Genomic DNA, 22,610 nt, shown 5'->3' with positions numbered 1-22,610 from the left:
TGCTGTTGTGGAAGCTACGCGCAAGGCTTGGCTACTTCACGGCTCGCAAACTGATGGTCTCGCGCAAAGCCGTACAGCAGCCCAAACTCTGGCGCTGGATGGAAGGGCAGTTCGCCCGTATGGCGTCGCTGGGTGACGTGGGAGCGCAGAGCTTCTATGGGCATATCCTCTATTTTCGTGGACGAGGGTTCGGTGCCAAGCAGGAAGGGGTACGCTTGTTACGCCTGGCCGCAAAGGCCGGTGACGTAAAGGCCGCCTACCAGATGGGGGTCATCAGCCTGAGCGAAGACGCGTCTCATGGCCCTGATGGCAGCGAGGCTGCGCGCTGGTGGAAGCAGGCGGCCGAGGCAGGGCATCCGCTGGCTGCGGTAAGACTCGAACAGCTCTACCGGGCCGGGGGGCATGGCTTAACTGCCGACCCGATGGAAGCTGATCGCTATAAGACCAGGGCCGCAGAGCTGGGGCTATGACTGCCTGCCAATACCGCCGTGTCGATGAGGTGATAGCTCGGCCCACTGATCTTCTTCGCGTGGCGCTTGGCCTCCGATGCCAGCGCTGCAAGCCTGCCGGCATCCAGATGGTCGGTACATTCGGGCCTTACCTTGACGACGCCGATCGACAGGGTTGGCAGGGCATAGCGCTGCTCCTGGCCATCGCGACTGGTGGCAGTAAAGAAGCCCTCTGCCACATGCTCACGTTTGTAGTAAGCCCCGCTGCGGCACTGAAAGTCCCGCTGTAGCTGCTCGATGCGGTGCTCCCAGTCGTCGCCGCCGAGCACCAGCATGAAATCGTCACCACCAATGTGGCCAACGAAGTCCAGCCGGCGGTCGATCCGCTCATTCAGGCATTGAGCCAGGCAAAGAAGTACCTCGTCGCCCTTCGCGTACCCGTAAAGGTCGTTGAACGGCTTGAAGTTGTCGATATCCACATAGCAGACCAGCGCTGGCCGACGTTGCAGCAGCAGTCGTGTCAGCGATTGCTGGATCGGAACGTTGCCGGGCAGCAGCGTCAGTGGATTGGCATGCCTTGCCTGTCGGATCTTCAGTTCGGTTATCAGCCTCAGCACGTCAATCACTCGGCCCAGGCCGTGGTAACGCCCGGCCTGGGTGATGACGAAGTCTTCCTCGATGCGCTGGCGGGCTCGGCTGGTGAGCAGCCGGCTGACTTGTTGCAAGGACTGTCCAAGTTCCACGGCAAGGAAATCGGTACTCATCAGGCGGCTGACCGGCTTGCGGGCAAGCAGCTCGGTCGCGAATGGTTTGAGCAGAGCATCCGAGATGAGATTGCGATGCACGATACCTACCGGCCGGGCTTCTTCATCCAGCACGGCGATGGAATTCAGACTGGGCTGGAGGCGAAAGGCCTCGAGCAATTCGGCCACCGGCCGCTCCGCTGACATGGCAGGCTGACGCATAAGCAGGGCGGACAGGTCGCAGGTCTCGTCGCTGAAGCCCGTGTGTTGCGCGTCCGCCGAGGGCAGGACTTCTTCGATGTCCTGGGCCGGCAGCTCCTGCGGTCGGCCGAGCAGATAGCCCTGCACCAGGTCGATACCCATGTTGGCCAGCACGGCCAGCTCCTCACGAAGCTCGATGCCCTCGGCGATGACCTGAGCGCGCGCGGCGCGGGCGATCTTCAGTATCGATTCGACGAACTCTCGTTTCACCGGGTCGAGGTGGATGCCGTCGATGAAATAACGATCGATCTTCACGTAGTCGGGGCGCAGCTGAGACCACAGCCGCAAGCTGGAGTAGCCTGCGCCAAGGTCGTCCAGGGCAATGCTGAAGCCCATCGAGCGATAGTGATGAAGCGCCTTGTCCAGCAATTCGAGATCATCGGCGGGGGCCTGTTCGGTCAGCTCGATGACCACCTTGTCCGCCGGGATGCCGTAAGTCTGTAGCAGTTCGAGCGTACGTCCAGGCTTGTGACTGGCTTCGAGCAAAGTTTCTGGTGAAGCGTTGAGGAAGAGTTTGCCGCGCAGCGCTCCCTGGCTGTAGCGTCGGCAGGCCGTTTCCCGGCAGGTCATTTCCAGCTCATTCAGCCGCCCGGCATGGCGGGCAGTGGCGAGCAGGTTGATAGGCGAGTGCAGCGGACCGTTGGAAGGGCCGCGGCTAAGCGCCTCATAACCAAGAATGCGCCGCTCCGAGAGCGAAACGATCGGCTGAAAAAGGGTGGTGATGTCCCCGTGAGCAAGGATATGTCCCAGCGTGCTCAACTGCTCGGTGACTGTCATGGCGTTCTCTGGATGGAAAAAAGAAGGGCCACGATGGTGGCCCTTTCATTTCACGCTTGCGCCATGTCAGTTTGATGACATCCAGGCTGTTGGTCAGTGCTTGGCCATGGCCGAACTCAGGCCGAGATAGTCGAGCAGGATGCGCCCGCTTTCGGAAAGGTAGGCGTCGTCCTCGGGCTTGGGTTTGTCCATGTCGTCATGGGGCGCTGTGTTTTCGTCTTCGCTTTCAAGCTTGGCTAGCGGCTCTTCGCCCTTGGCCAGACGCAGCGCATTTTCCAAGGCCAGCTGACGCTTTTCGATATCCGCCTGCTGCGCGCGACGCTTTTCCTCGTTGAGGCTGACAGTGGTTTCGTGCATCAGCTCTTGCGCTAATGCAAGGCGGTCGCGGGTAAAGACGAAGTCCGGATTCTCTCCGGTACGTGCTTCATGGCGCGCCTTGAGCTCGGCGAGGAACGGCTTGAACGGATTCATTTCCGGGTTGATCGCCGCACGAATGCTGTCCCATGGCAGCGCTTCCGGCAGTGCACTTTCTCCGATTTCCTTGGTGTCGACATCGGCTGGATAGGCGATGTCCGGGATCACGCCCTGATGCTGGGTGCTCTGCCCGGATACGCGGTAGAACTTGGCCAGGGTGAGCTTCAGTTCGCCATGGTTCAGCGGCTGGATGGTTTGCACGGTGCCCTTGCCGAACGTCTGACCGCCGAGAATCAGTGCGCGGTGATAGTCCTGCATGGCACCGGCAAAGATCTCGGATGCAGATGCCGACAGGCGATTCACCAGCACGGCCAACGGCCCTTTGTAGAATGCGCCGGTCTGCTCGTCGGCCAGCACGTCGACACGCCCGTCGCTGTTGCGCACCAACACCGTCGGACCCTGGTCGATGAACAGGCCGGTGAGCTCGGTAGCCTCTTGCAGTGAGCCGCCGCCGTTGTTGCGCAGGTCGATGACCACGCCGTCGACTTTCTCTGCTTCCAGCTCGGAGAGCAGCTTTTTGACGTCACGCGTGGTGCTCTTGTAGTTCTGGTCCCCGGCGCGCAGTGCCTTGAAGTCGAGGTAGAACGCCGGGATTTCGATTACGCCGAGCTTGAAGTTCTGCCCCTGGTGTTCCAAGTTCAGCACTGACTTCTTCGCTGCCTGCTCCTCGAGCTTCACCGCTTCGCGGGTGATGGCGACGACCTTGCTGCTCTGGTCATTCGGCGCGTTGCTCGCCGGGATGACTTCCAGGCGCACGACGGAACCCTTCGGGCCGCGGATGAGCTTGACCACCTCGTCCAGGCGCCAGCCGATCACGTCGACCATCTCATCGTTGGCCTGGCCGACGCCGACGATCTTGTCCGCGGGCGCCAGCTGCTTGCTCTTCTCCGCCGGGCCAGCCGGCACCAGGCGTACGATCTTCACGTGCTCGTTGTCACTCTGCAGCACCGCGCCGATGCCTTCGAGCGACAGGCTCATGTTGATGTCGAAATTCTCCGCGCTGTCCGGCGACAGGTATTGGGTGTGCGGATCGTAGGTCTGCGCGAAGGCGTTGATGTAGGTCTGGAAAACGTCCTCGCCTCGGGTCTGGTTCAGGCGCGATAGCTGATTCTTGTAGCGCTTGGTCAGCAGTTCCTCGATGGCTTTCGGCTCCTTGCCGGCGATCTTCAGACGTAATACCTCATCCTTTACCCGCTTGCGCCACAGGTCATCCAGCTCTGCGGTGTCCTTGGCCCATGCAGCCTTCTCACGGTCGACCAGCAGCTCCTCGTCGATGCTGAAGTCGAAGCTGTCAACGCCCTTGTCGAGCAGGCTCAGGGCGTAGTTCAAGCGGTTCTGCAAGCGCTCGAGATGACGGGTGTAGATGATGAAACCGGGCTCGAGATTGCCGCCCTTGAGGAAGTCATCGAACTGGTTGCGCCACTTGCCGAACTCTTCGAGGTCGGATGCCAGGAAATAGCTGCGCGAGGGATCGAGCATCTGGATGTAGCTGTCGAAGATCTTTGCCGAACGCGCGTCGTTCAGCGGCGGCTTGTTGTAGTGATGACGCTTGAGCAGTTCGACGACGTTCAGGCTGGCGATGACCTGGTCACGATCTGGTTGCAGGTAGTCCCAGTTCTCTGGCGTGGTGACGGCTTTGGCCATCGCCAGGGAAGCGTGAAGGCCGAACAGAACGGCGAGAACGGTGCAGGTCAGCGTACGTTTCATGGCTTGGGGGCGACGTAAGGCTAGGGAATAACGCATATTAGGCCATCTAAAGTAGGCGCCGGTTCGGTTTTCCGTCCGGCGGTGGAAAGCACAAGCCCGATGGTTGAGGTGGTCAAAGAAGGCCAGCGAGCGATCAGTTGGGTGGGCATAGATGGGAACCACTATGGAGGCAGCATGAAGGCATTGCAAGGTATCGAGGGGCATCTGGAGTGGGCCGAGCGACCGGCTCCGGCGTGTGGCGATGGCGAAATCCGTATCCGTGTGGCCGCCGCCGGGCTGAACCGCGCGGACCTGTTGCAACGCGCTGGCCACTATCCGCCGCCGGCAGGTGTCACCGACATCCTGGGGCTGGAATGCGCAGGGGTTGTCGCCGAGGTCAATGGGCGCAGCCGCTGGAAGGTGGGGGATCGCGTGTGCACCCTACTGGCTGGCGGCGGCATGGCCGAGGAGGTGGTGGTCGATTCCCGCCATGCGCTGCCGGCCCCCGAGGGCATGTCGCTGCATGAGGCGGCCGCGATCCCGGAGGTATATGCCACGGCCTGGCTCAATCTCTATCGCCTTGGCGCATTGCTGGCCGGCGACAAGGTACTGCTTCACGCTGGCGCAAGTGGTGTCGGCTCGGCGGCGATCCAGCTGTGCAAGGCGTTTGGCAATCCCTGCTGGGTCAGTGTCGGTTCGGCCGAGCGGCTGGCCTACTGCGAATCGCTCGGTGCGCAGGGCGGTGTGCTACGAGGTGACTCGCTCGAAGCGCTGCGCGATTTCGGTCCGTTCGACATGATCCTCGATCCGGTCGGTGCCAAGTACGCCGCATTGAACATGCAGCTGCTGGCGATGGATGGGCGCTGGGTGATGATCGGCTTGATGGGCGGGCGCAAGGCCGAGATGGACCTGGCTGGCTTGCTGGCCAAGCGCATCCAGTTGATCGGCTCGACCCTGCGCAGCCGCGACGCCGACTATAAGGCCGGGCTGCTGGCGGAAATGGAAGAGAAGGTCTGGCCGCTGTTCACCCAGGGCAAGCTTTCGCCGCGTCTGGAGCGGACCTTTGCCATTGGTGATGTCGACGCTGCATTCGAAACGCTGGCCAGCAATACCGTATCCGGCAAGGTCGCTCTGGTGATCGATAGCTCGCTTTCCTGATCCGCATCATCCTGATATGGACGAGCCGGTATTTGCTTTGCGTAGATCGGCCGGGCAGGTTGCAGATGCTGCAGACCTGCCCGGTGCGGCTCAAGGCAGCTGGTTGCTGGCGTAGAAGGCGGTGAGCACCTTGACCAGATGCGCCAGGTCCTGGCTTCCCGCGAGCTCGCGGATCGAGTGCATGGCGAAGGTCGGCAGGCCAATGTCGACGGTACGCACACCCAGCTGGCTGGCCGTGATCGGGCCGATCGTGGAGCCACAACCCATGTCGCTGCGGGTGACGAAACTCTGCACCGGCACTTCGTTTTCCAGACAGAGATGCCGGAAGAAGCCGGCAGTTTCGCTGCTGGTGGCGTAGCGCTGGTTGTTGTTCACCTTGATCACCGGACCAGCGTTGAGCTTCGGCCCGTGATTGCCGTCGTGCTTGTCCGCATAGTTCGGGTGAACCGCGTGGGCATTGTCCGCGGAGATCAGCAGCGAATGGCTGACCGCACGCTGGAAACCGTCCTCGTCCGGTAGCAGGCGACGCAGTACCTGCCCCAGGAACGGACCGTCCGCGCCGCACATGGAAGTGGAGCCGACTTCCTCGTGGTCGGTGCAGACCAGCACGCAGGTATGTTCGCGCTCGGCCGCAAGCAGGGCCTGCAAGCCGGCAAAGCACGACAGCAGGTTGTCCAGCCGTGCCCCCGCGATGAAATCCCCATGCAGGCCGATGACCGCGGCGCTCTGGGTGTCGTAGAAGCTCAGTTCGAAGTCCAGCACCACGTCGGCGACCAGGCCGTGCTCACGGCCGAGCTGATCGGCGAGCAGTGCGCGGAAGTCGGGGCTTTCCTGGCTGGCGATCTGGGCCAGAATCGGCGGTAGTTCGTTTTGCGCGTTGATGGCCCAGCCCTGATTGGCTTCCCGATTGAGGTGAATCGCCAGGTTCGGAATCGTCGCGATCGGTAGCTTGAAATCGATCAGCTGGCTCTCGATGCGGCCATCACGGCTATAGGTGACACGGCCGGCCAGGGACAGATCGCGGTCGAACCAGGGGGCCAGCAGGGCGCCGCCGTAGACTTCGACTCCTACTTGCCAGAAACCCTGGCGCTGCAGTTCCGGCTGTGGCTTCACACGCAGACAGGGGCTGTCGGTGTGGGCTCCGACCAGACGCAGGCCGTGCTCGACCAGCGATTTGCTGCCCAGCTGAAACGCCACGATGGCCGAATCGTTACGGGTGACGTAGTAGCGCCCACCAGGTTCGGTGTGCCAGACCTCGCGCTCATCCAGCGCACGGTAGCCGGCCGCCTGCAGTGCCTGGGCGAGATTCTGGGTGGCATGGAACGGGGTGGGCGATGCCTGCAGGTACTCGATCAGGCCTTGGTTGAGAGCTTTGCGCATTTCGGACTCCGGACTGCAAGGTCACGAAGTCTATCGCATTCACCTGCCGGTAATAAGCGCAGTGTCTGGCTCGCAGGTGTAGTGGATCGCTTCTAGAACGGCGCCGGGCACTCGAAGCGCAGGCGCTCGCCGGTCTGCGGATGAGTCAGGGTAAGCATACTGGCGTGCAGGCACAGCCGCTCATGCGCATGCAGCGCCTGTTCATGCGCGTAAAGCCGGTCGCCGAGCAATGGGTGACCGATCGACAGCATGTGCACCCGCAGCTGGTGAGAGCGCCCGGTGATGGGGGTCAGTTCGACGCGGCTGTAGTCGCCGCAGCGTTCGAGTACGCGCCAGAAGGTCAGCGCATGCTTGCCCAGTTCGTGATCGACCACATGTCGTGGCTTGGTTGGCGGGTCGTAACGCAGCGGCAGGTCGATGCTGCCACTGTCCTGCTCCGGCTGGCCCCAGCACAGCGCGGTATAGGCCTTTTCCGTTTCGCGGTCATGAAACTGACGGGACAGCTCGCGGTGCGTATCGGCGTCGCGGGCGAGCACGATGAGCCCGGAGGTCTCCCAGTCCAGGCGGTGCACGATGCGGGCTTCGGGGTAGCCGTTCTCCTGCAGGCGGGTCACCAGACAGTCACGATTGTCTTCGGCCCGCCCTGGCACGGAGAGCAGCAGGGTCGGCTTGTTGATCACCAGCAGGGCGGCGTCCTGGTAAATGATCTGGATGTTGCTAAGAGGCATTGTTCTTCCCACAAACGAAGACGGCGACCCGTGGGCCGCCGCTTCTGCTGCCGTGCTCAGAACCGTTTCACGGTCTAGCGAGCTAGAGTCCTGCAAGGCGCAACGACCAACGGGAGTAACAGCCAAAGGCTGGCCCGAATGGTGAGCGTCAGCGAATCAAACAGGCGAGGAAGCGGAGTTTACTGAAGTAAATGAGCATTCCGAGCCTGTTTTTAACGCAGCAGGGCCGACGCGCAGCAGATCGTGTAAAGGTTCTCAGCGGTCCGGCAGGGTGATATTGAGTTCAAGAATCGAGCAGCTGCCCTGATCCTCGAGGGCGACCTGAACCTGATCGCTGTCGATGTTGACGTACTTGCGGATCACTTCGACCAGCTCCTTCTGCAGCGCCGGCAGGTAGTCCGGCTCGGTGCGCTGGCCACGTTCGTGGGCGACGATGATCTGCAGGCGTTCCTTGGCGATGGCGGCCGGGGTTTCCTTCTTCTTGCGTTCACGGAAGAAGTCGAAGAGGTTCATTCGCGGCCTCCGAAAAGTCGTTGCAGGAAGCCAGGCTTCTTGACGTCGAGGAAACGGTGCGCCACTTCCTTGCCCAGCAGGCGGTCCACCGCGTCGCTGTAGGCCTGACCGGCGTCGCTCTGGTCATCGAGGATCACCGGGATGCCCTGGTTGGACGCCTTGAGCACAGCCTGCGACTCGGGGATCACGCCCAGCAGGCGGATGGAGAGAATTTCCTCGACGTCTTCGACGCCGAGCATTTCGCCCTTGGTGACGCGCTCAGGGTTGTAGCGGGTCAGCAGCAGGTGTTCCTTGATCGGCTCTTCGCCGTTTTCGGCGCGACGCGACTTGCTGGCCAACAGGCCGAGCATGCGGTCGGAGTCGCGTACCGAGGAGACTTCCGGGTTGGTCACGACGATGGCTTCGTCGGCGAAGTACATGGCCAGATGCGCACCTTTCTCGATGCCCGCCGGGGAGTCGCAGATGACGTATTCGAAGTTCTTGCCCAGCTCGTCGATCACCTTGCCGACGCCTTCCTGGGTCAGGGCGTCCTTGTCGCGCGTCTGGCTGGCAGCCAGCACGTAGAGGTTCTCCAGACGCTTGTCCTTGATCAGGGACTGGGTCAGGGTGGCATCGCCATTGATGACGTTGACGAAGTCGTAAACCACCCGGCGTTCGCAGCCCATGATCAAGTCGAGGTTCCGCAGACCGACATCGAAATCGACGATGACAGTCTTATGGCCGCGCAGAGCGAGGCCGGTACCGATGGCGGCGCTGGTGGTGGTTTTACCAACGCCACCTTTGCCGGAAGTGACTACGATGATCTTGGCCAAGGTGATTCACCCTAAAAATTGAAAAATCGGGACCTTCCGCCCGGTTTTGGCGTCAGGATTGCCCGTTTGGTCCTTGAAAATTCGCGGCAGTATCCGTTAAAGGCGGGTGATGTTCAACACGTCGCCGGAGAGGCTGATGCGTACCGCTTCAGCCCAGAGAGGATCGCGTCGCAGGTCCTCGGCGACCTTGTATTGGCCGGCGATGGAGACCATTTCCGCTGCGAGCTGCTGGCAGAAGATCCGCGCCGAAGTATCGCCCTTGATGCCAGCCAGGGCGCGACCGCGAAGCGGACCGTAGACATGGATGTTGCCATCGGCGAGAAGTTCCGCACCCGGGCTTACCGGCGCCAGCACAATGAGGTCGCCGCCCTGTGCGTAGATCTGCTGGCCGCCGCGGATGGGCGTGGTGACCACGCGGGTCGGGCGGTAGACCGGTTCGGCTGGCTTGGCCGGTGCCTTCGATGCCAGGTCGACCTGGCGCTCGCGAGCCCCCGAAGGCGGCAGCACCGGTAGATCCAGTGCCGCCGCTGCTTCGATATGCGCCGGCTCGCTGGCGCGCAGGGCCAGGGTGCGCAACCGATGCTTGCGGCAGAGTGCGACCAATGCCTTGATGTCGATTTCCCGCGCCGCCTCGGGCAATTTGTCCAGCGCCAGGACCAGCGGCGTATTGTTGAAGAAGTCCGGGGCCTGCTCGACCTTGGCCGCGAGCTGTTCGTCGAGACGTTCGATGTCGTTGCTGGCCAGCTCCAGCACGGTGATGGCGAGCATGCTGCCCTTGAGCTGGAAGGCTGGGGACTGGTCGGGGAGGTCGGCTTGGCTCATGGTCTGCCTGCTGCGGTAAATGGCGAGGACTTATAACGAGGTGTGCCGCTGCCTGCAACCCGCCGCGTGTGTCCGGGGCGATCACTGGTGCGCCGAGGCTCGGTCAAGCTCGGCGTTTGCCGCTAGAATGCGTCGCTTCATCGGTTGTCGAGCTATTCATGGACCGTCCTCAGTTTCGTGCGTACTTCCTGCATCCGCGCTTCTGGCCGCTGTGGCTGGGGCTTGGACTGCTCTGGCTGCTGGTGCAGTTGCCGTATCCGCTCTTGCTGCAACTGGGCCGTGGGCTCGGCGCGTTGATGTTCCGATTCGCCGGTTCCCGGCGCTACATCGCGCGACGCAACCTGGAACTGTGCTTTCCCGAACTCAGCCAGGCGCAGCGTGAACGTCTGTTGCGCGAGAACTTCGCGTCCACCGGCATTGCTTTCTTCGAGATGGCGATGAGCTGGTGGTGGCCGCAGGCGCGCCTGCAGCGGCTGGCAAAGATCGAGGGACTGGAGCATCTGCAGCAGGCCCAGGCGGCCGGGCAGGGGGTGATCCTGATGGCGCTGCATTTCACCACGCTGGAGATCGGTGCCGCATTGCTCGGTCAGCGCCACACCATCGATGGCATGTACCGCGAGCACAAGAATCCGCTGTTCGACTATGTACAGCGCCGCGGACGCGAGCGGCACAACCGCGACGCCACCGCCATCGAGCGGGAAGACGTGCGGGCCATGCTCAAGGTGCTGCGTGCCGGCCGCGCCATCTGGTACGCGCCGGATCAGGACTATGGCCGCAAGCAGAGTCTGTTCGTACCGCTGTTCGGTATCCAGGCCGCCACGGTGACCGCCACCACCAAGTTCGCTCGGCTGGGCAGGGCCAAGGTCGTACCGTTCACGCAGGAGCGCCTGGCGGATGGTTCGGGTTATCGGCTGGTGATCCATCCACCGCTGGAGGATTTCCCTGGCGAGAGCGAGGAGGCCGATTGTCTGCGCATCAATCAGTGGGTCGAGGAGGCCGTCAGCGCCCTGCCTGAGCAGTATCTCTGGGCGCACCGGCGCTTCAAGACCCGGCCGGACGGCGAGCCGGGGCTGTACAAGAAAAAGAAGCGCAAGGCGGCGTAGTTGGCGTTTCGCCTCACCGGCGGTGCTTCAATGGCGGGACTCGGCGGGGCGGGCCTTGGCCCACCATATCGGTCACGCCAAACTTCCATCGCGGAAATCTCGCAGCGCCTGCTCGATCTCCTCGCGGCTGTTCATCACGAAAGGGCCGTACTGCACGATGGGTTCGCCCAGGGGGCGTCCGGCCAAGAGCAGCACTCGCGTGTCCGACCCGCTGTGCAACCGCAGCTCGCCATGCTCGGACAGGCGCGCCAGCTGACCCTTGGCCAACGTTTGTTCGCCAACGCGCAGCGCACCCTCGTAGACGTAAAGCAGCAGCCGATGGCCTTCCGGCACCTGCGGGCTGAGACCGCTACCGGCCGGCAGATGCAGATCAAAAAGCTGCGGCTCGGTATCCGGACGCTGCACGACGCCCGGCTGCTCGATGCCGTCGCCCTTCAGCGTGCCGGCGATGACTTTCGCCTGTACGCCACCTGGCAGCGTCAGCTGTGGAATTTCCGCCGGTGCGAAATCACGGTAGCCCGGCTCGCCGAGCTTGGCGTGGGCGGGCAGGTTCAGCCACAGCTGGAAGCCGCGCATGAGGCCTTGCTCCTGCTCCGGCATTTCGCTGTGGATTACACCGCGCGCTGCGGTCATCCACTGCACGCCGCCACTTTCCAGCCGCCCGACATTGCCCATGTGATCCTCGTGACGCATGCGCCCCTCGAGCATATAGGTGATGGTTTCGAAGCCGCGGTGCGGATGTGGCGGAAAGCCGGCGATGTACTCGTCGGGATCGTTGGAGCCGAACTCGTCGAGCATCAGGAACGGATCGAAGCGTTCCGGCGCGGCGCCGCCAAATACGCGCGTGAGACTGACGCCGGCGCCATCGGAAGTCGGGCGGCCGGTGGTGATGGAAAGGATTTCACGCTGGGACATATCGAATGCCTCTCGGTCTGGAATGTCTCCAGCGTAAACGTACGGCTTCGATTAACGGTTGCGCATTATCGCTATAACCAATCAATTAGTTGGATCATTCCTCCACCATCAGATCCCGCGCACGGCTATACACATAGCGCACCTTCTCGTACTCGAACGGCGAGTTGAGCTGGCCGTAACGGAAGCTGGTGACGTGGCGGGCGTTGATGGCGCGCAACGCGGTCAGGCTCAACTCGCCACCGGTGGTCTCGGCGTACTGGAGGAAATCGACCTGTCGCTCGACGGCGAAATCGGTGACGCGGCCGGTGGCATCGCGCAGGTTGGAGGGGCCGAGAGCCGGAATGATCAGGTAGGGCCCCTGGGGAACGCCCCAATACCCGAGTGTCTGGCCGAAGTCCTCGCTCTGGCGCACCAGACCCATGCGCGTGGCCGGGTCCCAGAGTCCGCCGACGCCCAGAATGCTGTTGAACAGAAAGCGGGCGGTGGCATTCGCCGCACGCTGTCCCTTGAGCTGCGCGACGCTGTTGAACAGCGTCGGAATCTCCCCGAGGTTGGCGAAGAAGTTGCTCACGCCGGTGCGCACCGGTTGCGGCGTGACATAGCGATAGCCTCGCACCACCGGCAGCATCACCCATTGATCGAGCCGGTAGTTGAAGTGGTAGATGCGCCGGTTGACCGATTCGAACGGGTCGTAGACGTCCAGCGCCTGAAAGGTAGCGCGCTCGAACTCACGTTGGTCCAGCCCCGGATTGAACTCCAGGTTGCGTAACGGATGGGTGAAACCATCCTCGTCGACCGCCGGTGTGTCGGCGAAGGCCAGACCACTGAGCAGCAGCAGCGGCAACAGCATTCCTTTAGCCACGGAAGAACTCCAGCATGTGTTGGGCGTTGACGCGGTAGGTGAGATTGCCGCAGTGGCCGCCGCGCGGGTACAGCGTCAGACGGTCGCCGAAGGTGCGGCGCAGGAAGCCGATATCACCGGCACCGAGGATCAGGTCGTCTGCATTGTGCATGACCGCGATCTTCGGGCTCTGGCGCAGATAATCCTCAAGGGCGTAAAGGCTGACCTGCTGGATCAGCTGCGGCAGGCTGCCGCCGTCGTACTGCGCCCGCCACATGGGAATCAGCTGCTCGGTGATGTAGCAGTCGAAATCGCAGAGCAGGGCGCGCTTGAAGAATGGCTCCAGACGCGTGCCCTCGTTGATCGGATAGTCCTGCGGCACGATCAGCCCGCGACGGTTGATCAGGTCCGAGGTGAAATTGATGTCGGCCGCGGAAAAACGGAACACCGAGCCGATCAGCATGGCCATCTGCTCGTCGCTGAGCTTCAGCGCCGACTGCTGGAAGTCGTAGAGCATCGCCTCGTCGAGGTCGATGTAGCCGCGCTGCCGGTAGTAGCGGGTGAGCTTTTCCAGCACCACCTCATAGAAGGTGGTGTGGTCGTCGATGCCTTCGACGCGGGTCTGCACCAATTTGTCCAGGTTGCCGACCGAGGTGTAGAGGTTCACCGGCGGGTTGAGCAGCAGTACGCGCTTGAAGTTGAAGCTGCGGCGGGTTTCGTCCAGTTGGCTGACGAACGCCGCGTTCAGTGCGCCGAGGCTGTAGCCGGTGAGGTGGAATTCGGTGACCGGCAGCTTGTGGTGCCTGGCGCGAATGGCCTGCATGACCCGGTAGAGGTCCTTGGCATCGTCGGTACTGATGCCCGGTGTGGCGTAGCGCGAGGCCGCGGACATGAAGTCGTAACTGGTCGGTGAAGACAGCTGCACCACGTGGTAGCCGGCGCCATAGAACAGCCGCTTGAGGGCCTCGGTCTTGCCTGCCGTGTAATGCGCACCGGTACCGGAGATGATGAAGATCAGCGGCGCTGGCCCGCCCTGGCGCGCCAGGCGATAACGCAGCTGTTTGACCGGCCAGAAGTTGTCCGGCAGGGTGAACTCCCGTTCCGGCCGCAGGCGCAGACTGTAGTCGGCCTGGTCGATGGCGTCGTCACTGGGAACCTCTGCGCGCAATGCGCTCGGCGTGCCGGCGATGGTCGCCTCGAAAGGGTTGCCCAGGGGGTAGCCGTACTCTTCGACGCTGAGATCGGCCGCATGCAGCGGCGTAACGATCAGAGCGAGCAGGGTGGTCAGGCACAACAACAGCTGCATGGTGTATCTCCGTAGCCAGGCCATCGCGGCCTGTAGCGAGGCGGCAACCGATGCATCGTGCCGCCTGTCCCATCAGAACTGCATTGGCAGCGCAGAGCAAGCCAACATCACTATGGCAGCAGCGCGGGGAATTCGATCCCTTGTGCGGGAATGGAAAATGTCGACGACCGACGGTCGCTGGCGAACCGCCGGGCTAAGTGGCTCGTCTGCCGCGGTCATCACGCCTGATGATGCAGCCAGGCATGCTTAGGAATCGCTGCGCTGCGTCTACTGCGTTCGAATCGCTGCCAGACCTTCTCGTGGAAGTAGAAACCTACCGAATTGCACAACGGCTCGATGGCGGCGACCAGTCCGCCGATGGCGATGCTGCCGGTCAGCGCGTAGGTCACCGAAAAGGCGATGCAGAAGTGCATCAGGGTGAACGTCACGGTCTTGAGCATGGCCTGTCTCCTTGTGCAGTCGAGAATCGTTCTCGTGATGTAGAAAGTCTGGGTGAAATCATCCAATGACTGAAATCACCGTTTTGCATGTGCGACATAGCGCCACACTATTTGTGTTTGGAATTGTTGCCAGGCGCCTATTCGCGCGGTTCGAGGGCTCTATGTCGGGCTTTTCGCAAGCCGCATTCAGACCAAAGTCGGGTGGCGTTCGCCCGACCCACGCCTAAAGTAGCCGCCCCTGCTCCCACCGGGGGGTAGCGACCGTGGAGACAGATTCCAATGCACAATGAAAATGTTTACCGGCAGATCTATGCCAATCCGCGTTTCCAGGAGCTGGTGGCCAAGCGCGGGCGTTTCGCCTGGCTGCTGTCGGCCGTCATGCTCAGCGCCTACCTGGCGTTCATCCTGTTGATCGCCTTCGAGCCGAAGATCCTCGGCATTCCGCTGTCCGCCAATACCGTGACCACCTGGGGCATTCCGGTGGGCGTCGGAGTGATCTTCATGGCGTTCATCCTGACCGGTGTCTATGTGCAGCGTGCCAACGGTGAGTTCGATCGCATCAACCAGGAAATCCTCAACGAGGCACAGAAATAATGATCCTGCGTTTCCTGATGACTGCCCTGCTGTTGGCAGTCTCGCCTGCGCTGCTCGCCGATGCCATCACCGGCGAAGTCCAGAAACAGGCCACCAACTACACCGCCATCATCATGTTCGTGGTGTTCATCGTGTTCACCATGGGCATCACCAAGTGGGCGGCCAAGCGCAACACCTCGACCGCTGATTACTACACCGCTGGCGGCAGCATCACCGGCTTCCAGAATGGTCTGGCGATTGCCGGCGACTTCATGTCGGCGGCATCCTTCCTCGGCATTTCCGCGCTGGTCTACACCAGTGGCTACGACGGCCTGATCTACTCCATCGGCTTCCTCGTCGGTTGGCCGATCATCCTGTTCCTGATGGCTGAACGCCTGCGCAACCTGGGCAAGTTCACCTTCTCCGACGTGGCCTCCTATCGCCTCGGCCAGACGCAGATCCGTCTGCTCTCGGCATTCGGTTCGCTGATCGTGGTGGCCTTCTACCTGATCGCGCAGATGGTCGGTGCCGGCAAGCTGATCCAGCTGCTGTTCGGCCTGGATTACTACGTGGCTGTGGTGCTGGTCGGTGTGCTGATGGTCATGTACGTGCTGTTCGGCGGTATGCTGGCGACCACCTGGGTACAGATCATCAAGGCGGTGCTGCTGCTGTCGGGCGCCAGCTTCATGGCCATCATGGTGATGAAGACGGTCGGCTTCGATTTTGGCAGCCTGTTCGCCGAGGCGGTGAAGATTCACGACAAGGGCGCGCAGATCATGAGCCCGGGCGGCCTGGTCTCCGACCCGATCTCGGCGATCTCCCTGGGCCTGGCGCTGATGTTCGGTACCGCCGGCCTGCCGCACATCCTGATGCGCTTCTTCACCGTGTCCGACGCCAAGGAAGCGCGCAAGAGCGTGTTCTACGCCACCGGCTTCATCGGCTACTTCTACATCCTGACCTTCATCATCGGCTTCGGCGCGATCCTGCTGGTCAGCACCAACCCGGACTTCAAGGACGTGACCGGTGCCATCGTCGGCGGCACCAACATGGTCGCCATCCACCTGGCCAGCGCGGTGGGCGGCAACCTGTTCCTCGGCTTCATCTCCGCGGTCGCCTTCGCCACCATCCTCGCGGTAGTGGCCGGCCTGACTCTGGCTGGTGCCTCGGCGGTTTCCCATGACCTCTATGCCTGCGTGATCAAGCAGGGCAAGGCGCGGGAAGAGGACGAGATGCGTGTGACCAAGCTGACCACCCTGACCCTGGGCGTGGTGGCGATCCTGCTCGGCATCATCTTCGAGAAGCAGAACATCGCCTTCATGGTCGGCCTGGCGTTCTCCATCGCCGCCAGCTGCAACTTCCCGGTGTTGTTTCTTTCCATGTACTGGAAGGGGCTGAGCACCCGCGGGGCGCTGTTCGGCGGTGCGCTGGGTCTGATCACTGCGCTGGTGCTGACCATCATCAGCCCGACCGTATGGGTCGACGTGTTCGGTTATGCCGAGGCGATCTTCCCCTACAAGTACCCGGCGCTGTTCTCCATGGTCGCCGCCTTCGTCGGCATCTGGTTCTTCTCGGTCACCGATAAGTCCAAGCGGGCAGGGGAGGAGCGCGAGCGCTTCTTCGCCCAGTTCGTCCGCTCGCAGACTGGTCTGGGCGCAACCGGCGCCGTCGCTCACTAAGGCGAACGCCAATAGGAAAAGGGCAGCCCTCGGGCTGCCCTTTTTCGTTCTCGGTGAAGACTCGAGGGCTGCAACAGCCCCATCCTGCGCCCATAGTGCCTGCCTGGAACCGCGCGGTCAGCCCCATGAGCCAAGGGTTTGCCAGGGGCATTCATCAATCTGATGGATGCCGGTGCGCCCTCGTGCATTCGCTAGACTCGCTGCCACTCCCCGAACAACAAAAGGCAGTAGAACGATGCACAATCGCATGATGATCACAGGCGCCGGTTCTGGACTCGGGCGGGAAATCGCCCTGCGCTGGGCTCGTGATGGCTGGCAGCTGGCGCTTTCCGACGTCAATGAGGCTGGCTTGGCGGAAACCCTGAAAATGGTTCGTGAGGCGGGTGGCGATGGCTTCACCATGCGCTGTGACGTGCGTGACTACAGCCAGCTGATCGCCTTCGCCCAGGCCTGCGAGGAGAAGCTCGGGGGCATCGATATCGTGGTCAACAACGCCGGGGTGGCCTCCGGCGGCTTCTTCGACGAGCTGTCGCTGGAGGACTGGGACTGGCAGATCGCGATCAACCTGATGGGCGTGGTCAAGGGCTGCAAGGCGTTCCTTCCGCTGGTGCAGAAGAGCAAGGGCAAGATCATCAACATCGCCTCCATGGCGGCGCTGATGCAGGCGCCGGGCATGAGCAACTACAACGTGGCCAAGGCCGGCGTGGTGGCCCTCTCGGAAAGCCTGCTGGTCGAGCTGCGCCAGGCCGAGGTCGGCGTGCATGTGGTCTGCCCTTCGTTCTTCCAGACCAACCTGCTCGACTCCTTCCGCGGGCCGACGCCGAACGTCAAGGCGCAGATCGGCAAGCTGCTGGAATCCTCGCCGATCACCGCGGCGGACATCGCCGACTACATCCACCAGCAGGTCGCCAAGGGCGAGTTCATGATCCTGCCGCACGAGGAGGGGCGCATGGCCTGGAAGGTCAAGCAGCAGAATCCGCAGGCGATCTATGACGAGATGGCGCTGCTCGCTGAAAAGAAGCGGGCCAAGAGCAAGGCTGTCTGAAACCGCCCGGCCGCTGTCTTCAGCGGCCGCTGTGGTTGCCTCCAGGGTGGGTCGGGAGTAGGGTTGCCTGTCCGGTTTTGTGCCGTAACCCTGTGGAACGCTTGTGAATTTTCCGTCCCGCGGACTGTTGATGCTGGCCCTGGTGCTGGCAGCGATCAACCTGCGCCCTGGCATCACCTCCTTCGCCCCGCTGATCGAACGCATCGCCGAAGAGCTGGCCCTGTCCCGTGGCCTGATCAGCCTGACCACTGCCTTGCCAGTATTGCTGATGGGCCTGCTGGCGCCGCTGGCACCGCGGCTGGCGGTGCGCTTCGGGCTGGAGCGCAGCATTGCCCTGTGTCTTGGCCTGATCGCCGCGGCGCTGGTGCTGCGTCTGTTCGGCCACAATGCCGTGTTGCTGATCGTCACTGCCGGTCTGGTCGGTGCCGGCATTGCCGTTGCCGGTCCGCTGCTGTCCGGCTTCATCAAACGCTACTTCCTCGAACGCATGGGCAAGGTCGCCGCCTGGTACTCGCTGAGCATGGCGGTGGGCGGCACCCTTGGCGTGGTGCTGACGGCGCCTGCGGCCCAGGTGCTGGGCGAGCGGTGGACGGTTGGCCTGGCGATCTGGGCGCTGCCGGCAGTGATGGCGCTGCTGATCTGGCTGCGTCTGCCCAATCAGCCGGAAGCCGCCAGTGAAAGCGCTGCCGGCCTACCCTGGAAGGAGCCGCGGGCCTGGCTGCTGAGCATCTATTTCGCGCTGCAGGCCGGGCTGTTCTACGCGCTGGCCACCTGGCTGGTGGCGCGTTATCACGAGGTGGGCTACAGCCTGCTGCAAAGCAATGCATTCTTCAGTGGCTTCATGCTCATCGGCCTGCCGAGCGCCTTCGCCATGCCCTGGCTGGCGCAGCGCCTGGGCAACCGTCATCGCATCATGGCGACCTGCGGTGTGCTGGCGACGCTGTGCCTGGCGCTGATCGCGCTGCGACCCGGCTGGCAGCCGTTGCTGGTCTGCATGCTGCTGGGTGTTGCACTCAATGGCACCTTTTCCCTGGCGCTGATCTCGCCGATGTACGAAGCCGGTACGCCGCTGGCCGTCAGTCGGCTCACCGCGATGATGCTTTGCACCGGCTACTGCCTGGCCTGCCTGACCCCGGTGCTGGCCGGACTCGGCCGCGATCTGGCCGGGGACTACCGCATGCCGTTCCTGGTGCTGACCGGCATGGCGGCGTGCATGTCGCTGCTCGCGATGCGCCTGCGGCCGCGCCATGTCGAGCGCTGAGTGGTCCTGCTGTGGCCTGCGTCACCGCTTGCCGTGCCGCGGATGACCGGCTCGCCATGCTGTGCTAGAAAGCTCGCCGTCCCTGTCCCAACCTAGCGCGCCGGAGTTCTGCTTGGAGTCTGAATCCATCGTTTATGGCTGTATCCGCGATTGGCCGTCCGCCGACCTCGAGCAGTGCCGCCAGCGCCGGGCGCACAATCTCGCCGCCGTGCAGGCGTTGCCGCAGGGTGAGGCCTGGCCGTTCATCGGCCGCGAGATGTTTTCCTTCTGCCGTGACGAGGACCTGGGCTTGTACCAGACCCAGGTGATCCATTTCGGCGCCAGCTATCGCGCAGTGGAGTACGAGTGGGCGCTGTGGGTGCAGCGTTTCGAGGCGCTGCTCAAGCAGCTCTACTGGACCAGCGCCGTGGTGCATCTGGAGACCGAACTCAATGGTACCCACACCTTTCGCTGGGAAACCGAAACGGGCAGTCACAGCCCGCAGCACAGCGATATGCGCATGCGGTGCGCCTGGGAGCGGGAAAGCGGGTTGCTCGGCTGATGCGCTGAGGCGTCAGTCCAGCCAATCCTTCGGCACGTCGCGCTTGAGCGCGAGCTGGCATTGCTGACTGTCAGCGTCGAAGACGATCACGGCTTCGCCCCTGTCCAGCGCGCGGCGGACCCGCGCGACCCGGGTGTCCAGCGGGGTTTCGTCGCCGTTGTCGGTGCCGTCACGGGTGACGAAGTCCTCGATCAGGCGGGTCAGGGTGTCCGATTCGAGCTGGTCGTGGGGTATGAGCATGGGTCGTCTTCGTCGGCATCGGGCTGGCCACGAGGGATGCGGCCTAGAACGCGACGTCCTGTAGGTAGTTGTCCAGGCAAGCATACAGCTGTTGGCTTTCCAGCGGTTTGCCAATGAACTCGTCCATTCCGGCCTCGAGGCCTCGCTGGCGATGTTCGGCCAGTACATGGGCAGTTACCGCGATGATCGGCACCGCGGGTAACTGGCGGTCCGCCTCGAACTTGCGTATCTGCCGACTGGCCTCGAAGCCGTCGAGCTCCGGCATCTCGCAGTCCATCAGGATCAGCTGCACCGCTGCGGGATCACGGCGGTAGAGATCGACCGCCTGGCGACCATTGTCGGCCAGCTGCACGGCGTAGCCCCGCTTCTTGAGCAGCCCGCGCACCACCATCTGGTTCACCGGGTTGTCCTCGGCGACGAGGATGCACGGTTCGTCATGCCGAGGTGCGACGGCTGCAGAGGCAGGCTCACCGGTCAGCGGAGGCTCTTGCGCATACAGCGTCTGCAGCGCTTCGCGTAGCGGCGTGCTCTGCAGCGGCAACGCCAGGCTGATGAGACGTATCCCAGGCGAGGGCGGCGGCGGCTCATGGATCGGTGAATAGAGCATCAGCACGCGCTGATTGGGCTCCAGATGCGGGCGCAAGCGCGCCAGCCACTCGGTGGGGCTACCGGGCCAGGGCGCGAGCAGCACCAGCAGCGGCGGTGCGGTGAAATCGCAGAGATAGTCGGGGAGCCGTTCCGGCGTCTGGCATCGCTCGGTGCGCATGCCCCAGCGGCGCAGCAGGTGGCTCAGCGCTTCCAGGCCCTGTGCATCCTGAGACGCGAGCAGGGCGGGGCGGCCGGCGAGCAGCTGCGCCAGCGAATCTTCTCCATCCGTGGCGGCATGCAGCGGTATCTCGAAACAGAAACGACTGCCGCGGCCCGGCGTACTCTGTACCTCGATATGGCCGTTCATCATTTCCACCAGCTCCTTGCTGATCGCCAGCCCGAGGCCGCTGCCACCGTAGCGGCGCGTCGTGCTGGAGTCGCCCTGGGCAAAGGATTCGAACAGCTGTGCGAGCACTTCCTGGCGCATGCCGATGCCGCTGTCGCTGACGCAGAACACCAGGCGAGGCTCACCGTCTTGCGTCCGGCGGCAGGAAACCTCCAGCACCACGTGACCGTGCTCGGTGAACTTCAGCGCATTGCTCAGCAGGTTCATGAGGATTTGCTTGAGGCGTGTCGGGTCGCCGCGAATGCGCCGCGGCACGCCAGGCTCGAGGCCGACGTGCAGGCTCAGCTGCTTTTCCAGTGCCTGTGCGGTGAACAGCCGGATGGTTTCGGAAATCAGTATTTCCAGATCGAAGTCGATGTCCTCGAGGCTCAGCTTGCCCGAGCCGATGCGGGCGTAATCGAGGATGTCGTTGATCACCGCCATCAGCGAGTTGCCGGAGCTGGAGATGGTGTCCAAGTAGAACTGCTGGCTGCGGTCCAGCGGCGTCTCGCGCAGCAGTTCGAGCATGCCGAGCACGCCGTTCAGCGGGGTGCGAATTTCGTGGCTCATCTTGGCCAGGAAGCGGCTTTTCGCCTCGTTCTCGCTGGCGGCCCGCTCGGCGGCCTCGCGCGAACGGTAGCCTTCTTCCTTGAGCAGGTTGATGCGGTCGGCGAGGCCGATGGACAGGGTGATCAGTTCGAAGGCGACGCTGGCCTTGACCACCGCCGAGCCGTACAGGCCGAGCAGCTCGAAGCCCAGGGAACCAGCGGTTACCAGGATGAAGGAAGCGAGGAGCACGCCCCAGGCCAGGGTGTAGTACACCCCGTAACGCACGCCGCGGCGCCAGACGAAAGCGCCGGTGAGCAGCAGGCCGGTCGAGGTGACGATCACGGTGATGCTGGCCAGAATGCTCCAGGTCTGCACGTCCAGCAGCAACCCGGAAAGCATGCTGCCGAGCGCCACCAGCAAGGTGCAGCGCAGTACCAGGTCGAGCCCGGGGAACAACTCGCGGGTATGCAGGAAGTGCCGGCTGAACTGGATGGCAATCAGGCAGTGGCTGAACATCAGCACGTAGATGCCCTGTGCGACCAGCCCACCGTCATCGGCCAGCCACTTGACCAGAAAACCGTCGAACGACAGGGCGAACAGCCCGACATTGACCGTGTAGATCAGGTACCAGAAATAGGCCGGCTCGCGCAGCGAAGCGAACAGGAACAGGTTGTAGCAGAACATCGCGAACAGCACGCCGTAGAACGCGCCGCTCAGGCCGCTCAGCTCTTCATGCTGTGCAGCACTGGAGTTGTAGGTGCCAAAGTACAGCGGGACGTAGAGGGTGCTGGTGGTCTTGATGCGCAGCAGCAGCCGGGTGTCGCCGGGCGGCAACTCCACCGGAAACCAGAAGTTGCGCACCTTCACCGGTCGGTCGACGAAGGGGTAGCGATCACCGGTGAGCTGTTGGCTGAGGCTGCCGTCGGGGTACTGCAGATACAGCTCGATATGGTCCAGCAGAGGGTAGTTGATCTCGATGAAACCGCTCAGCGGCTGATCCAGGCGATTGTCCAGCGTCGCCTGCAGCCACCAGGTCGATGTGTTCTTGCCTTCATTGACGTGCCCGCCCTTGACCTCGCGGAAGCGGTCGTCGGGCAGGGCCAAGACCTCCTCGACGTGCAGCTCGCCGTTCGGGTCTTCCAGGTAGAGGGTCCCGTTACCCAGCGGCTGGCGCGTGTCGAGCGAATCGAGAACCACGGGCGCGAACGCCCACGCCTGAAGCGACAGGCAAAACAGCAGCAGAGCCAGGCATGAACGCGGCAACATGATCTGATCCGGCAGGGTGCTGCCCGGAAGCGGGCAGCACATATTAGTAGAGCGATGTGACGGTACCGATTCCTTGGG

The 22,610-nt window shown here is 62.9% G+C and carries 21 protein-coding genes; 8 read left to right on the top strand and 13 right to left on the bottom strand.

Annotated features, from left to right (window positions below; translation table 11 throughout):
- The first annotated feature begins 2 nt into the window (after positions 1-2).
- The gene (locus ACX1DW_RS09925) at positions 3-470 is read left to right on the top strand and encodes a tetratricopeptide repeat protein (protein ID WP_458993402.1); all 468 of its coding nucleotides are present in this window, start codon (positions 3-5) and stop codon (positions 468-470) included.
- Here the strand turns inward: ACX1DW_RS09925 and ACX1DW_RS09920 are convergent.
- Both ACX1DW_RS09920 and ACX1DW_RS09915 read right to left on the bottom strand, forming a co-directional pair.
- Complete coding sequence (locus ACX1DW_RS09920) at positions 437-2,230, bottom strand: EAL domain-containing protein (protein ID WP_458993307.1); 1,794 nt, start codon at positions 2,228-2,230, stop codon at positions 437-439. The two genes, ACX1DW_RS09925 and ACX1DW_RS09920, sit on opposite strands and share 34 nt — an antisense overlap.
- A gap of 93 nt (positions 2,231-2,323) precedes the next feature.
- On the bottom strand, positions 2,324-4,411 hold the full coding sequence (locus ACX1DW_RS09915) for a carboxy terminal-processing peptidase (RefSeq protein ID WP_458993306.1): 2,088 nt from the start codon (positions 4,409-4,411) through the stop codon (positions 2,324-2,326).
- Positions 4,412-4,585: 174 nt separating this feature from the next.
- Here ACX1DW_RS09915 and ACX1DW_RS09910 point away from each other — a divergent pair, with 174 nt between their 5' ends.
- Positions 4,586-5,548: an NAD(P)H-quinone oxidoreductase gene (locus ACX1DW_RS09910; RefSeq protein WP_458993305.1), complete on the top strand. Its 963-nt coding sequence runs from the start codon at positions 4,586-4,588 to the stop codon at positions 5,546-5,548.
- 90 nt (positions 5,549-5,638) lie between these two features.
- Here ACX1DW_RS09910 and ACX1DW_RS09905 read toward each other — a convergent pair whose 3' ends face one another.
- The 5 genes from ACX1DW_RS09905 to minC all read right to left on the bottom strand — a co-directional run bounded on the left by ACX1DW_RS09905 (position 5,639) and on the right by minC (position 9,803).
- Positions 5,639-6,928 (bottom strand): M18 family aminopeptidase, encoded by a 1,290-nt coding sequence (locus ACX1DW_RS09905; RefSeq protein WP_458993304.1) that lies wholly within the window; start codon positions 6,926-6,928, stop codon positions 5,639-5,641.
- A gap of 92 nt (positions 6,929-7,020) precedes the next feature.
- Positions 7,021-7,656 (bottom strand): RluA family pseudouridine synthase, encoded by a 636-nt coding sequence (locus ACX1DW_RS09900; protein WP_152481024.1) that lies wholly within the window; start codon positions 7,654-7,656, stop codon positions 7,021-7,023.
- 255 nt (positions 7,657-7,911) lie between these two features.
- A complete protein-coding gene (gene minE / locus ACX1DW_RS09895) occupies positions 7,912-8,169 on the bottom strand; it encodes a cell division topological specificity factor MinE (protein WP_003301267.1) in 258 nt (85 codons plus the stop codon).
- Complete coding sequence (minD, locus tag ACX1DW_RS09890; protein ID WP_013982251.1) at positions 8,166-8,981, bottom strand: septum site-determining protein MinD; 816 nt, start codon at positions 8,979-8,981, stop codon at positions 8,166-8,168. The genes minE and minD overlap by 4 nt, the downstream gene beginning before the upstream one ends.
- Positions 8,982-9,077: 96 nt before the next feature.
- Entirely contained in the window at positions 9,078-9,803 is a 726-nt protein-coding gene (gene minC, locus ACX1DW_RS09885) for a septum site-determining protein MinC (RefSeq protein WP_152481025.1), read from the bottom strand.
- 158 nt (positions 9,804-9,961) lie between these two features.
- On the opposite strand from minC, the gene ACX1DW_RS09880 reads away from it, so the two are divergent.
- Positions 9,962-10,906, top strand: coding sequence for a lipid A biosynthesis lauroyl acyltransferase (locus ACX1DW_RS09880; RefSeq protein ID WP_102840787.1), 945 nt, complete (start codon positions 9,962-9,964; stop codon positions 10,904-10,906).
- Positions 10,907-10,978: 72 nt separating this feature from the next.
- Here ACX1DW_RS09880 and ACX1DW_RS09875 read toward each other — a convergent pair whose 3' ends face one another.
- From ACX1DW_RS09875 to ACX1DW_RS09860, 4 genes are all read right to left on the bottom strand, one after another.
- Entirely contained in the window at positions 10,979-11,821 is an 843-nt protein-coding gene (locus tag ACX1DW_RS09875) for a pirin family protein (RefSeq protein WP_102840788.1), read from the bottom strand.
- Between the two features lie 94 nt (positions 11,822-11,915).
- Positions 11,916-12,671 (bottom strand): MlaA family lipoprotein, encoded by a 756-nt coding sequence (locus ACX1DW_RS09870; RefSeq protein ID WP_013982255.1) that lies wholly within the window; start codon positions 12,669-12,671, stop codon positions 11,916-11,918.
- A 4-nt stretch (positions 12,672-12,675) separates the two neighbouring features.
- Positions 12,676-13,968, bottom strand: a complete 1,293-nt coding sequence (locus tag ACX1DW_RS09865; RefSeq protein WP_200599882.1) for an alpha/beta fold hydrolase — start codon at positions 13,966-13,968, stop codon at positions 12,676-12,678.
- A 218-nt stretch (positions 13,969-14,186) separates the two neighbouring features.
- Positions 14,187-14,408: a DUF2061 domain-containing protein gene (locus ACX1DW_RS09860; RefSeq protein WP_013982257.1), complete on the bottom strand. Its 222-nt coding sequence runs from the start codon at positions 14,406-14,408 to the stop codon at positions 14,187-14,189.
- Positions 14,409-14,687: 279 nt separating this feature from the next.
- Between ACX1DW_RS09860 and ACX1DW_RS09855 the strand changes: the two genes are divergently transcribed.
- The 5 genes from ACX1DW_RS09855 (at position 14,688) to ACX1DW_RS09835 (ending at position 19,504) form a co-directional block, all read left to right on the top strand.
- Entirely contained in the window at positions 14,688-15,002 is a 315-nt protein-coding gene (locus ACX1DW_RS09855; protein ID WP_023445032.1) for a DUF485 domain-containing protein, read from the top strand.
- Positions 15,002-16,657, top strand: coding sequence for a cation acetate symporter (locus ACX1DW_RS09850; RefSeq protein WP_063541384.1), 1,656 nt, complete (start codon positions 15,002-15,004; stop codon positions 16,655-16,657). The genes ACX1DW_RS09855 and ACX1DW_RS09850 overlap by 1 nt, the downstream gene beginning before the upstream one ends.
- Positions 16,658-16,892: 235 nt before the next feature.
- The gene (locus ACX1DW_RS09845) at positions 16,893-17,702 is read left to right on the top strand and encodes an SDR family oxidoreductase (RefSeq protein ID WP_133455973.1); all 810 of its coding nucleotides are present in this window, start codon (positions 16,893-16,895) and stop codon (positions 17,700-17,702) included.
- A 130-nt stretch (positions 17,703-17,832) separates the two neighbouring features.
- Positions 17,833-18,963, top strand: coding sequence for an MFS transporter (locus tag ACX1DW_RS09840; RefSeq protein WP_458993401.1), 1,131 nt, complete (start codon positions 17,833-17,835; stop codon positions 18,961-18,963).
- Positions 18,964-19,075: 112 nt separating this feature from the next.
- Positions 19,076-19,504, top strand: a complete 429-nt coding sequence (locus ACX1DW_RS09835; RefSeq protein ID WP_011912607.1) for a hypothetical protein — start codon at positions 19,076-19,078, stop codon at positions 19,502-19,504.
- 12 nt (positions 19,505-19,516) lie between these two features.
- On the opposite strand, the gene ACX1DW_RS09830 is transcribed toward ACX1DW_RS09835, so the two are convergent.
- On the bottom strand, positions 19,517-19,744 hold the full coding sequence (locus tag ACX1DW_RS09830) for a YheU family protein (protein WP_458993303.1): 228 nt from the start codon (positions 19,742-19,744) through the stop codon (positions 19,517-19,519).
- Positions 19,745-19,787: 43 nt separating this feature from the next.
- On the bottom strand, positions 19,788-22,532 hold the full coding sequence (locus ACX1DW_RS09825) for a hybrid sensor histidine kinase/response regulator (RefSeq protein WP_152481030.1): 2,745 nt from the start codon (positions 22,530-22,532) through the stop codon (positions 19,788-19,790).
- Positions 22,533-22,610: the final 78 nt, after the last annotated feature.

The organism is Stutzerimonas sp. KH-1 (genome assembly GCF_054483855.1).
The sequence above is the reverse complement of the archived record's forward strand: the minus strand, read 5'-3'. Positions and strand labels throughout refer to the sequence as shown.

What these genes read in the sequence shown, in the direction of transcription:
- ACX1DW_RS09880 (WP_102840787.1), top strand. Translation starts at nt 9,962, where the DNA reads ATGGACCGTCCTCAGTTTCGTGCGTACTTCCTGCATCCGCGCTTCTGG.
- ACX1DW_RS09865 (WP_200599882.1), bottom strand. Translation starts at nt 13,968, where the DNA reads ATGCAGCTGTTGTTGTGCCTGACCACCCTGCTCGCTCTGATCGTTACG.
- ACX1DW_RS09875 (WP_102840788.1), bottom strand. Translation starts at nt 11,821, where the DNA reads ATGTCCCAGCGTGAAATCCTTTCCATCACCACCGGCCGCCCGACTTCC.
- ACX1DW_RS09920 (WP_458993307.1), bottom strand. Translation starts at nt 2,230, where the DNA reads ATGACAGTCACCGAGCAGTTGAGCACGCTGGGACATATCCTTGCTCAC.
- ACX1DW_RS09855 (WP_023445032.1), top strand. Translation starts at nt 14,688, where the DNA reads ATGCACAATGAAAATGTTTACCGGCAGATCTATGCCAATCCGCGTTTC.
- ACX1DW_RS09905 (WP_458993304.1), bottom strand. Translation starts at nt 6,928, where the DNA reads ATGCGCAAAGCTCTCAACCAAGGCCTGATCGAGTACCTGCAGGCATCG.
- ACX1DW_RS09860 (WP_013982257.1), bottom strand. Translation starts at nt 14,408, where the DNA reads ATGCTCAAGACCGTGACGTTCACCCTGATGCACTTCTGCATCGCCTTT.
- ACX1DW_RS09870 (WP_013982255.1), bottom strand. Translation starts at nt 12,671, where the DNA reads ATGCTGTTGCCGCTGCTGCTGCTCAGTGGTCTGGCCTTCGCCGACACA.
- minE (WP_003301267.1), bottom strand. Translation starts at nt 8,169, where the DNA reads ATGAACCTCTTCGACTTCTTCCGTGAACGCAAGAAGAAGGAAACCCCG.
- ACX1DW_RS09830 (WP_458993303.1), bottom strand. Translation starts at nt 19,744, where the DNA reads ATGCTCATACCCCACGACCAGCTCGAATCGGACACCCTGACCCGCCTG.
- minC (WP_152481025.1), bottom strand. Translation starts at nt 9,803, where the DNA reads ATGAGCCAAGCCGACCTCCCCGACCAGTCCCCAGCCTTCCAGCTCAAG.
- ACX1DW_RS09825 (WP_152481030.1), bottom strand. Translation starts at nt 22,532, where the DNA reads ATGTTGCCGCGTTCATGCCTGGCTCTGCTGCTGTTTTGCCTGTCGCTT.
- ACX1DW_RS09845 (WP_133455973.1), top strand. Translation starts at nt 16,893, where the DNA reads ATGCACAATCGCATGATGATCACAGGCGCCGGTTCTGGACTCGGGCGG.
- ACX1DW_RS09915 (WP_458993306.1), bottom strand. Translation starts at nt 4,411, where the DNA reads ATGAAACGTACGCTGACCTGCACCGTTCTCGCCGTTCTGTTCGGCCTT.
- ACX1DW_RS09840 (WP_458993401.1), top strand. Translation starts at nt 17,833, where the DNA reads ATGCTGGCCCTGGTGCTGGCAGCGATCAACCTGCGCCCTGGCATCACC.
- ACX1DW_RS09910 (WP_458993305.1), top strand. Translation starts at nt 4,586, where the DNA reads ATGAAGGCATTGCAAGGTATCGAGGGGCATCTGGAGTGGGCCGAGCGA.
- ACX1DW_RS09900 (WP_152481024.1), bottom strand. Translation starts at nt 7,656, where the DNA reads ATGCCTCTTAGCAACATCCAGATCATTTACCAGGACGCCGCCCTGCTG.
- ACX1DW_RS09850 (WP_063541384.1), top strand. Translation starts at nt 15,002, where the DNA reads ATGATCCTGCGTTTCCTGATGACTGCCCTGCTGTTGGCAGTCTCGCCT.